Consider the following 11,083-nt stretch of genomic DNA (forward strand, 5'->3'; position numbering starts at 1 on the left):
ATGAAAGCAACTTATTGAAAATAATGTTAATAGTTCCATCCTTTGACCATCTGTTGAAACGGTTATAAACGGTTTTCCATGGGCCGTAACGTTCAGGTAAATCACGCCATGGGGCGCCTGAACACAGTATCCAGAACATGCCGTTGACGATTTTGCGATGTTCTGCCCACGGCCGACCGACCCGCGAAGATGTCAAAACGGTTGGCAACAAGGGCTCAATGATTGCCCATGCTTCATCAGAAAGATCGTAGCGAGCCATAATTCAAAGTATCGTAGAAACAGATGGATACTATAGCTCAAGCAATTAAGGGACACAGCCTAGAGGTGATTTAAAAAAACTGCATGATCGCTTAAGGGGTTAAAACTAAGATAGCAGACCATAAAATGGTTTTTTTAAAAGATAAAAAATAATAATTAGCTAATGTTAGTGATATTTTTTATCTAATAATAAATAGCGAATAAATGAATAAGCGTTTATAAAAAGTGAGTCAATGCGGCTAAAGAAATAGTAGCAAAGTCTCTTACGCTAAATTAATTATTTTTTTGTAAAAAGTTAACTGTTTGTTTATGATGGTCATCGACTCTGCTTGGCAAACAGAGAGCGTAGTTTTTGTAATTTGGCTGGGATTATGGCTAAACAATAACTGTTTTGTTGACCTTCATTCTGCCAATAATTTTGATGATATTTTTCTGCTGGATACCATTTTTCAAAAAGCTCCACTGTCGTTACTATTGGTGCGGCATGGTTTTTTTGAGCATCTGTTATCGCTATTTTGGCAGTCTGCCTTTGTTGCTCAGAGGTGAAGAAAATAGCGGAACGATATTGGCTACCAATATCATTGCCTTGTCGGTTTAACTGAGTTGGATCATGGGTAGCGAAATGGATAGCCAGCAATTCATCATAGCTTACTTGTTGTGGATCAAAAGTGACGCGAATCGCTTCTGCATGCCCTGTTTTACCGGAACAAACCTGTGCATAAGTAGGATTTTCTACAGTTCCACCGGTATAACCGCTTTCAACCGATTTGACACCAATTACTTCTTTAAATATTGCTTCGGTACACCAAAAACATCCACCACTGATCACTGCATATTCAATTGTCATCGTGATTGCCTTTTAAACTTGTAAATAGCGTCAGCATCAATAAATACGATTTATTTAAAAAAGATGATAGCTGTTTTATCATGTTATATAAGCCGTTTGAGGCTTATTTATACTGTAATATAACTTGATATTGTTAGCTATCAAATGATTAGTTTATTATTTTGATGCTGAAAAATAGGTTAAATTTTGCTTCTTGTTTGATATTAATAGCATTGTATTGAATAAGTTACTTTTGTAAGAATATTTTACTAATAGATGCCCTTAATTTTTACTAAGGGGAAGAAAATAATTATTTAAGTTAACTTGTTTGTTGATTGGCGTTCTGGAGCATTTTCTTGATTGGAATAATTAAGATTGCCAATACTGCAGCGCAAATCATTAATGCAATAGCAACCTGGGAAAAGAGGGCTGGCATAGACTGTAATTGTTCTTTATTGATATTTCCGGCCATAATTCCTGCAACCAGATTACCTAACGCACTAGCACAAAACCAAAGACCCATCACTTGTCCGCGCATTTTTTTAGGTGCCAGTAATGTCATTGTTGCTAACCCAATCGGACTTAAACATAATTCACCTAAAGTTAATAGTAACATACTGCTAATCAACCAAATGGGAGAAACATTGATATTATGCGTAATAACTATGTTTGCGGCTACCATCATAATGGCAAATCCAGCAGCAGCAAATAAGATACCAATAACAAATTTAGTGGTACTAGTCGGATTTATATTGCGCTTAGCCATAGTTGGCCATAACCAACTGAATAGAGGGGCAAGAATGATGATGAACAGCGGATTAATTGCTTGAAACCATATGGTTGGAATTTCAAAGCCATTAGTAAGATAGCGATCAGTATAATCACGAGCAAAAATGTTGAATGAGGTCGGTTTTTGCTCAAAAGCTGACCAGAAAAATGTCGCTGAAATAAGTAAAATAAGGCAGACTAATAAACGCATACGCTCATTTTTATTTAATCCCGTTAGGAAAAACATATAAATAAAATAGAGGCTAACAAAGGTGGCAATGATATAAGCAAAACTTTTGGCCACAATGGTAGCATTAAATGGCACGATATCTGTCGCAATAAGTATCACGATAGCAGCCAATAATACCATTATTAATGTGATCCATTTACCGACGTTTTTACGCTTAACGGTTGGTTGTTCCCAACTCGCCGCAATACCTGTTTCTTTATTGTAGCGACGCATTTGTGGAACGGCATAAAATCGGAAGATAAGTAGGGCTATCAGCATACCAATTCCACCGAGGCCAAAGCCGATATGCCAACCGTATTTTTCATATAGTGGTCCAATAATTAACGGTGCAATAAATGAGCCCATGTTAATTCCCATATAGAACAGTGAAAATCCGCCGTCACGCCGCGTATCATCTTTTCTATACAAAGTGCCAACCATAACAGTAATACAAGTTTTAAATAAACCGGTTCCCAGTACAATGAATAATAATCCGATAAAAAATAGACTATTACCCCAGATTGCAGAAAACGCGATGGATAGATGGCCTAATGCAATAATCAGTGATCCATACCAAACCGCTTTACGTTGCCCAAGCCAGTTATCAGCTAACCATCCGCCAGGAAGTGAAGTGATATAAACACCACCGGCAAAAATACCGACAATAGCTGATGCTTGCTCGATTGTTAATCCCATTCCTCCTTGTAATAAGGTTGCGCTCATAAATAGGATCAATAGTGGCCGCACGCCGTAAAATGAAAAACGCTCCCACATCTCAGTTAAGAAGAGAGAACTCAGTGGATAGGGATGTCCAAAGAAAGTTTTAGTTTTTATTACAGTGCGTTGCATCTAAATATTCCCCATCAATAAATCTACCAGTAAAATTTTAAAAGTTAAAAAATAGTTTTCGGTTATAAATATTATCTTTTTCAGTTCAAATATCGCTGCTAATCTAATATCGTGCAATATTATTTTTTATCATATTATTAGAAAATTATGATTACTTGTATTTAAACCATTTTTTATACAAAAGTCGACAAAAATATTCTTTTTCCTACCTTATATCGACTAAAAACCAGAAGATGTAATTAAAATAATTTTATAAATTAAATTATTGTTAAATATAAAAACTATTCAAATCAATAAGATAAAAACTTATTTTCTGATTGTTATCATATTTTGGCTAATAAATATAATTTGAGATTAAAAATTAAGAAAATTATCATTTAATTACATGTTTAGTTGATTTTTTAGCATTTAATTGATAGTTAATATAATAATAGCTGATTAGTGAAAAAGATTGTCTCATAACTCTAGTGACTGGTTTGACAATACAGTCACTGGTAGTTATTAATCGTGTATGTTATCGAGATCGCCATAAAGCGATGGCATACCTGCGGGTCTTGTTTTAAATCGACGATGCAACCACATATATTGCTCAGGTGCTTGCATAATCTCTTTTTCAATTAGTTTATTCATAAAAGTTGCGGTAGAAATTTCATCTTGCTGTGGAAAATGGGTTATTGCTGGCTGAATGATTAATTCATAACCTTTAGCGTTTGCTAATCGTCTGGGAGTAAAAGGTATCATAGCTGGATTAGCAAGCTTTGCTAGAATATGGGTGCCTATGGTGGTAGCGGCATGTTTAACAGTAAAAAAAGGCACAAAAACACTCTTTCTTGGGCCATAATCGTGATCTGGTGCATACCATAAAATTTCTCCTTGTTTAAGATTGCGTATCATGCCTTTTATATCTTTGCGATCAAGCATGAATTTATTAGAACGCAATCGTCCCCGAATTTGCAACCAATCCATTACCGGATTGTCGTTAGGTCGATAAACACCAATACCAGGATTTAAGATACCAAAGATACGCGCGCCTAATTCGAGGGTTAGAAAATGAATGCCTATTACGATGATCCCTTGCCCTGTCAACTGAACTTTTTCAATATTATGCTGACCCTTAATTGTAAACCAGCGTTGTACTCTTTTATCAGACCAGAACCACGCCATACCCGTTTCAAATATACCCATACCCACTGATTCAAAATTTTTATTGATTATTTGTTGGCGTTGCTGTGCACTCATGGTAAGGAAGCAGAGTTCCAAATTACGTTTTGCAATCAGTAGGCGTTTTTTTAGAAAGTATTTTGATAAGCGTCCAAGGCGAGTTCCTAGCCAATAGATAACAGGATAAGGTAGTAGAACCAGTAAATAAAGCAGACCAATTCCTAGCCATGTTAACCAATATTGGGGATGTAAATATGAAATTTTAAAAGGCGATTCTTTTATCATCTGTGTTATGTTTAGTCAGTATTAATATCAATATTATCTATTGTGACACTTTTTTTAGCAAAGCTAAAACTTTAACTGGATATTTAATTACCCTTCAATACTTATCACTGGCTTGCTCTAGCGTGGTTTGTTATACATTTTTTGCTGAGGAAGGTGAAGTATTGCTATTTTATATGGTCTTGCTTGTTAACAGTTGGTGGTAACTTATTGAAGATCATATATCGAGGTATGCTATCAGTGATATCTGGTGTAAATGAAATAAAAAGGTAGTGAGCACGAGAATGATTGGTCGTACTCATTTTAAATCAATACAAAGCAAAAAAATTGATATGAGTTATGAATAAAATTAATTCTATTATAAATAATATAATTAAATTAAATTCTTTTTGTAAATAGGAAATATTTTAATCATTTGAATAAATATATTTAAAAATATTATAAACAAAAAAAAGTTCAATTCGATTATTAACAAAAATTTTTTCAGTAATGTGTCTTTTATGGGAATAAACCGTACTATTACTAATCCCAAGCTTTCTGGCAATGACATGATTAGGCACTGCATTCATCCAATTTTTGATAATTTTTTGCTCTTGATAACTAAAAATTGATGCATTGTCATTTGATAAATAAGTGATGTTTTTTAATATGCTATTAGTTTCTATTAATCGCTCTAATACGTAATTTAATATTTTTTTTGACATAATAAAACATTGGTTTTTTAGCAATATAGGCCGATTTGTGAAGGGGTAAGGAGAATCAAGATAAATATAGAAACGTACATTATGTAGTTTTTCAATAAATGTTTGTAGTTGATTACAATATTCTGCATGGTGACAATAATGTGTTAAATTGGCTAAAACAACATCAGGAGAAAAATTATTAATATGATTTATGGCAGATTTAATACTATCTTGACTAATAAACTGAAGTTTATTGATTTTTGATAAATATTCACTGATGCCTAATCTTGTATAATAACATTCGTCAATAATTAAAACTTTCATTACAAAACATCCTTGTCTAAATAATAGATAAACAATAAATTTCTTATGGGTTACTTACCATAAGTGCAATAAAAAATAGCGATAAAAATTTGTAAATATCTTACTGTTATATAATTAAAATATCATAGTAAGTATTTAATTGAATACCCATATTAGCTTAATATTCTTTATTAATTGATTTGGTTTATTTATATAATTTAGTTTTATTAATAACACTTTTCAGAAAGTATATTCATTGTCTTTCTGGATTTTTATTGGTTTTATTGTTTATTTTTTATAGAAATTTTGGCTAAAAGATTAACGAATGCATGATGTCATATTGTTCATAAATAATAGATTATTAGCAAAATAAACCTAGATAACAGTGTTATTTTAAATGAAATAATGGTTTTTTACGTACAAATCATAAGATGGCTGTGGTTGATTGATTAATAATAGACCACAGCCATGATAACTTTATAGTAGATAATTATAGAACATTGATTTCCCAATTAGCGTCTTCATTTGCTAAAAAAGGAATTAAATGATTTTCACCTTGGGAAATTTTGTCAGCAATAATATTTTTTTTACGTTTAAGCTCAATAAAGCCTTCATTAACGGGTAAGCCATAAAATTTGGCGCCATTTAATGAACAAAATGCTTCAAATTTTTCCAGAGCATTCATTTCATCAAAAACGCTAGCATAGGCTGCAAGGGCAGTAGGTGCATTAAAAACACCAGCGCAGCCACAAGCAGACTCTTTTCTATTTTGGGTATGGGGGGCACTATCTGTGCCAAGGAAAAAGCGTTGACAGTCCGTTGTTATTGCCTCACGTAATGCTTTTTGATGGATGTCGCGCTTCAGAACAGGTAAACAATATAAGTGAGGTTTGATGCCACCAACTAACATATGATTTCTATTAAACATTAAATGTTGTGGTGTGATGGTAGCAGCCAGCTTGTCGTTTCCAGCCAGTACATATTGAACGGCCTCTTTAGTGGTAATGTGTTCAAACACAATTTTTAGACTAGGAAAATCTTTTCTAATAGGCTCTAATGTTTGATCAATAAAATAGGCTTCACGATCAAAAATATCAATGTCACTGCTTGTGACTTCGCCGTGCACTAATAGTGGCATACCTACTTTTTCCATTATGGCAAAAACGGAATAGATATTTTCTATCTTTGATATCCCATATTTAGAGTTAGTTGTTGCGTAGGCTGGGTAAAGTTTACAGGCAGTAAATACCTCTTGCTTAAAGCCTTCTTCAACTATTTTTGCATCAGTGGTATCCGTTAGATAGCAGGTCATTAATGGTGTAAATGGATGTTCTACAGGAGTCGCATTCAGGATCCTTTCTCGATAAGATTTTGCTTGATTAATTTCAGTAATTGGAGGTACCAAGTTTGGCATAACTATTGCTCGGCCAAAAAATCGGCTAGTATAAGGCACAACAAGTTTTAATATATCATCATCTCTAAAATGAACATGCCAGTCGTCTGGGCGGCGAATTTTAATAGTTGTCGTAATTTGGGTCATGAAATTGACTCCATCTTAAAGGTAGATAATGAATAAAGATGAGTTGTGAGCATGTCAGATAGGAATGATAAAGTGAAAAAAACAAAATAGCTATACTAAAAAGCAGATTAATCCGCTATCAAAGGAAGAAGTTATAAAATTGATGACAGAAGTATAGTTAAGAGGGTTTGGCTCCTCCAACTGGGCTCGAACCAGTGACATACGGATTAACAGTCCGCCGTTCTACCAACTGAACTATGGAGGAATAACATGAGATGTGCAGTGAATGTTATCGACAGAAAGTCAATTTGTCAAAGACCAAAAAGAGTTATTTAAATCTTTGCATGTAGCAATATGATTGCTAGCGAGATGTTGCTTGATAGTCAGCATAGAGGTTGGATTTTTAATATATTTAATTTACTACTGAAGGCAAAAAAACGGTCTATTAGACAGGTTTGCTAAAATTTGGCTCCTCCAACTGGGCTCGAACCAGTGACATACGGATTAACAGTCCGCCGTTCTACCAACTGAACTATGGAGGAATTGGTCATGTGCTTCACAACGAGCGGAATAATAGCGGTGCTTATCTTAGTTGTAAAGTATAAAAATGAAAATAATCACTGTTTGGTTATAAGGTAATCAAGAAAGAGGGTTACTAATTTAAAAATTCAAATCCTATATTGTAAAAGTTCTAAAATTGACCCAAAGAGAAGCTCATTTTGTATTGGTTACAAAGAAGTGGACAAAAAAGCAAATTTTGTTATGGCGGCATAATTGATGCGCATATTAAACTAAAAGCAAAAGCCCGCATAATTGCGGGCTTTTAGTATTTGGCTCCTCCAACTGGGCTCGAACCAGTGACATACGGATTAACAGTCCGCCGTTCTACCAACTGAACTATGGAGGAATTGAGCAAGCTAAAAAGCTGGCTGCATACTAACGATGTCCTCGACCACTGTCAATGTTAAAAATATAATATTTTTACTGTTTGTTTGTACTGTAATCATATTGAATTAAAAATGAGCTATTTATCTGATATTATATGATTTATATATGAATTATGAGTGGTTCTTTATTGAATTAGGCGAGTAGGCAAGTAGATATATATCATAAAATGTTATTTTGCTTTTTTGTTTGATAAGACGTTTTAGTTCGGTTTTGATGGCATCATTGATAGTTGGTTCAGTAAGTATTTTGTTAATAGCTGCATCTGATACTTCTTCAGTAACAAACCATTCACCATTGTAACATACCCGTAAATCCAGTATTCCAATATCCTTAAAACGATATGTTGGTTTGATATCAAACAGCAATGCTGCGGCCAATAGCAGGAAAAATAGTGTGAAGCCGATTGTCCAGTATAACCCAAAGTAGGGTGTATAATAGATTAGAATAGCTGTCAGCAAGTAAGCGATGATCATTCCTATACAAAGATAGGGATGACTAGTGATGAACTGCCAATTTAAATAAGGTCTATTATTACGGTTTTGCTGTTTATTTATTTGGCAGAGATTTTCATTCAGGATTACTTTTATCATATCCATGATATTTACCTTAATTGATTAGATTTATAGATGAATCTGAGCTTTGAGACTAGCATATAAAATTGCTTGAGTTATCGACATCGCCGTTTTTCTCTTTATTTAAGCAAAATCTTTATTGATTAGGAATTGTCCTAAACAGAAAAAAAATTTATATTTATGAATTTATTTAGATCATTTTGATTTTTTTATTAATTTACTGGGTTAACGAAGAATATTCTTGAAAAAATTCAATTTTTTTCTTAAACAAAAGCATAAAACTATTGATATTATTAACTACTCGTGCGTTAATGGGAGGAAGCCTAATAAACAGATCTATTTTATTTACGACATTTAAGTTAATGTGTTATGAGTAGTGTTATCCCTGATAGCCTTTCGACCGTTTCTTGCTGAGTGCTTCCATGAATTAAATAGTGATGTAGGCTTTTGTATACCTGCCGAAAACGGCAATGTTTATTTGTTATATAGGAAAAGGCACATGTCTGACAAAATGAAGGGTCAAGTGAAGTGGTTTAACGAATCTAAAGGCTTTGGTTTCATCACTCCTTCTGATGGTAGCAAAGATGTATTCGTTCACTTCTCTGCCATTCAAGGAAATGGATTCAAAACCCTGGCTGAAGGGCAAAATGTAGAATTTACCATTGAAGATGGTTCGAAAGGCCCAGCTGCAGCGAATGTAACTGCTCTTTAAGATTAGTTAAATAAATGGATTTCTTGAAGCCTGTCGTGCAAGCGGCAGGCTTCTTTATTTTTGTAGTAAATTTTTTTGGTATAGCTTATGAAGATCAATGATAGCGTTTTAGTAAAAACTGATGGTGAGCAGATGCGGGAAGGTATTATTCGCTTAATTGAACCTTTTAATGAGGGAATAATGTATTTAATTGAGTTACCCGAATATCCTACCGGTATTTGGTTTTTTAATGAGAGCACGGCAGGCGCAGGGACTTATGTGATGCCAAAATGTGAATAAATATAAATTAAAATCTTCATAACTCTTAGCGAGGGATTATTTCTGTACTGAGTATCCTTGTTATAGTTAAAGAATTTTTAAAACTGAGTAACTTGATGATTATTTTAATAAATAATTTATAACTCAATCTAGTAGGAAATTGTTTACTAAAAAAATTATTATTTTAATATTATATTTTAAATTTTTAAAATATGCATTTTATTATTTATATTATACATTCTAAATTATAAATAAGAATATCTATATAAAAATATGTTTTTTATTTTATTAAATATTTTTAATAAAAAAATAAGCTATTTTTTTATCATAAAATAAGTAATTTTTTATATGAAAGATCGCTAATGTGATTTTTTTGTCTAAAAATTTATTAAATTAGAATTTTTAATTTTATAACATATTGAATAATAGTGATATTTTCGTTATGAATGGCTCATATGTATAGATAAAATAATTTTTAATCGCCTTTAACGTAAACCAAATTTTTAAAAAAAAATTTTACAATGATAAATGTTGTTTTTTGGTTGTTTGTTTATGCATTATTTGGTTTTTGATTATTTTTATAGTTTTATAATCTATATTTGTAATTTATGTTAGTTTTTAATTTTGAAATATTGCTAATTAATGGTTATTTTAATGTTTATTAATTGACTAAATTAATAAAATAACCTTGGTTATTATTCTATTTTTCTGAGTAAATAAAAGATTAATATTGAGTTTAATAATAAAAGCCGACTATTTTTGATATAACATAACCTTAAATTTAAATAGCCTAAGCACAACTGAATAATCGTAAGAATCAGCTATAAACATGCAAGTTATTCTGGTTATTGAGTGTGAATTTTTATTCAAATTGAAAATATCGAAGTAGGTTATGACTGTAATACTTTGGTTTTGAAATAAATCTATAGAGCAATTTTTAGTGCCCCAATAAAAGAGATTTTATCCATTAATGGTAAGTACTTTTATAGCCTAACACCAGCGAATTTAATTAAATAAAATAAGTGAGTATAAAAATATGAACACAGCAGATTTATTGAAGCAAATTTACGATATTAATCTTTCTTATTTATTACTTGCACAACGTCTTATTAAGGAAGAAAAAGCTTCCGCTATGTTTCGATTAGGTATTACCGAGGAAACAGCAGATTCATTGCTCAGTTTGACATTACCACAGTTAGTTAAATTAGCAGAGACTAACCAATTAATCTGTAATTTTAGATTTAAGAATAGCGAAACGATTGAACAATTAACTAAAGAGTCTCGTGTTGATGATCTCCAACAAATTCATACTGGAATTTTGTTATCTACTCATTTGTTCCAACAATTATCGGAAAATGATAAATCGATAAAAAGAAGGGCATAATTATGGCGAGTAAAAGTATTGTTCATGGTTAGGAATCTCAATCAATACAGTAAGGCATTAATGGAGGTGTTTTGAACTCAATATTTCTATTAAATTCTGACAGTTTTCTCGTTGATTAACCATGAGAACAGTAATTCGGTTAAATTATCATCTAAAAGCCTAATAATAGGCACACTGCTCCTAGGCTGCGGTTTGTAACCATCGTTTTTTGACCATTTTATCCCGCCTTTCTGACAGTAAAGTGACGGCGTGTATTCCTTTTTCCGCACTCATAAACCGCAATCGGTTTCCACATAAAATACATTGGTACGGGTCAGTATTTAAAAAACCT

The 11,083-nt window shown here is 32.4% G+C and carries 10 protein-coding genes, 3 tRNA genes and 1 pseudogene; 3 read left to right on the forward strand and 11 right to left on the reverse strand.

What is annotated here, in order from left to right; genetic code table 11:
• The 10 genes from G468_RS0114205 to G468_RS0114255 all read right to left on the reverse strand — a co-directional run.
• Nucleotides 1-259, reverse strand: a 259-nt coding sequence (locus G468_RS0114205; protein WP_026823664.1) for an IS5 family transposase, incomplete at its 3' end; no start/stop codon positions are given.
• 315 nt (nucleotides 260-574) lie between these two features.
• Nucleotides 575-1,105 carry a peptide-methionine (S)-S-oxide reductase MsrA gene (gene msrA, locus G468_RS0114210; protein ID WP_026823665.1) on the reverse strand — a complete coding sequence of 177 codons (531 nt, stop codon included), beginning with the start codon at nucleotides 1,103-1,105 and terminating at the stop codon, nucleotides 575-577.
• A 298-nt stretch (nucleotides 1,106-1,403) separates the two neighbouring features.
• A complete protein-coding gene (locus G468_RS0114215) occupies nucleotides 1,404-2,930 on the reverse strand; it encodes a peptide MFS transporter (RefSeq protein WP_026823666.1) in 1,527 nt (508 codons plus the stop codon).
• A 501-nt stretch (nucleotides 2,931-3,431) separates the two neighbouring features.
• Nucleotides 3,432-4,376 (reverse strand): Kdo(2)-lipid IV(A) acyltransferase, encoded by a 945-nt coding sequence (locus tag G468_RS0114220; RefSeq protein ID WP_026823667.1) that lies wholly within the window; start codon nucleotides 4,374-4,376, stop codon nucleotides 3,432-3,434.
• Nucleotides 4,377-4,780: 404 nt separating this feature from the next.
• A complete protein-coding gene (locus G468_RS0114225; RefSeq protein ID WP_026823668.1) occupies nucleotides 4,781-5,380 on the reverse strand; it encodes a LuxR C-terminal-related transcriptional regulator in 600 nt (199 codons plus the stop codon).
• A gap of 469 nt (nucleotides 5,381-5,849) precedes the next feature.
• A complete protein-coding gene (gene pyrC / locus G468_RS0114230) occupies nucleotides 5,850-6,899 on the reverse strand; it encodes a dihydroorotase (protein WP_026823669.1) in 1,050 nt (349 codons plus the stop codon).
• Nucleotides 6,900-7,067: 168 nt separating this feature from the next.
• Nucleotides 7,068-7,143 (reverse strand) — tRNA-Asn (locus tag G468_RS0114235).
• 201 nt (nucleotides 7,144-7,344) lie between these two features.
• Nucleotides 7,345-7,420, reverse strand: a tRNA-Asn gene (locus G468_RS0114240).
• Between the two features lie 289 nt (nucleotides 7,421-7,709).
• A tRNA-Asn gene (locus G468_RS0114250) sits at nucleotides 7,710-7,785 on the reverse strand.
• A gap of 151 nt (nucleotides 7,786-7,936) precedes the next feature.
• Nucleotides 7,937-8,422: a YlaC family protein gene (locus tag G468_RS0114255; RefSeq protein ID WP_026823670.1), complete on the reverse strand. Its 486-nt coding sequence runs from the start codon at nucleotides 8,420-8,422 to the stop codon at nucleotides 7,937-7,939.
• Between the two features lie 475 nt (nucleotides 8,423-8,897).
• Between G468_RS0114255 and cspE the strand changes: the two genes are divergently transcribed.
• The 3 genes from cspE to flhD all read left to right on the forward strand — a co-directional run bounded on the left by cspE (nucleotide 8,898) and on the right by flhD (nucleotide 10,752).
• Nucleotides 8,898-9,110 carry a transcription antiterminator/RNA stability regulator CspE gene (gene cspE, locus G468_RS0114260; protein ID WP_026823671.1) on the forward strand — a complete coding sequence of 71 codons (213 nt, stop codon included), beginning with the start codon at nucleotides 8,898-8,900 and terminating at the stop codon, nucleotides 9,108-9,110.
• 87 nt (nucleotides 9,111-9,197) lie between these two features.
• Nucleotides 9,198-9,389, forward strand: coding sequence for a protein DsrB (gene dsrB / locus G468_RS0114265; protein ID WP_026823672.1), 192 nt, complete (start codon nucleotides 9,198-9,200; stop codon nucleotides 9,387-9,389).
• 1,015 nt (nucleotides 9,390-10,404) lie between these two features.
• Nucleotides 10,405-10,752 (forward strand): flagellar transcriptional regulator FlhD, encoded by a 348-nt coding sequence (flhD, locus tag G468_RS0114270; protein ID WP_026823673.1) that lies wholly within the window; start codon nucleotides 10,405-10,407, stop codon nucleotides 10,750-10,752.
• Between the two features lie 180 nt (nucleotides 10,753-10,932).
• Here flhD and G468_RS25440 read toward each other — a convergent pair.
• Nucleotides 10,933-11,083: pseudogene (locus tag G468_RS25440) on the reverse strand (IS91 family transposase); the annotation flags it as partial.

It is taken from the genome of Arsenophonus nasoniae DSM 15247 (genome assembly GCF_000429565.1).
Taxonomy (GTDB): domain Bacteria; phylum Pseudomonadota; class Gammaproteobacteria; order Enterobacterales; family Enterobacteriaceae; genus Arsenophonus; species Arsenophonus nasoniae.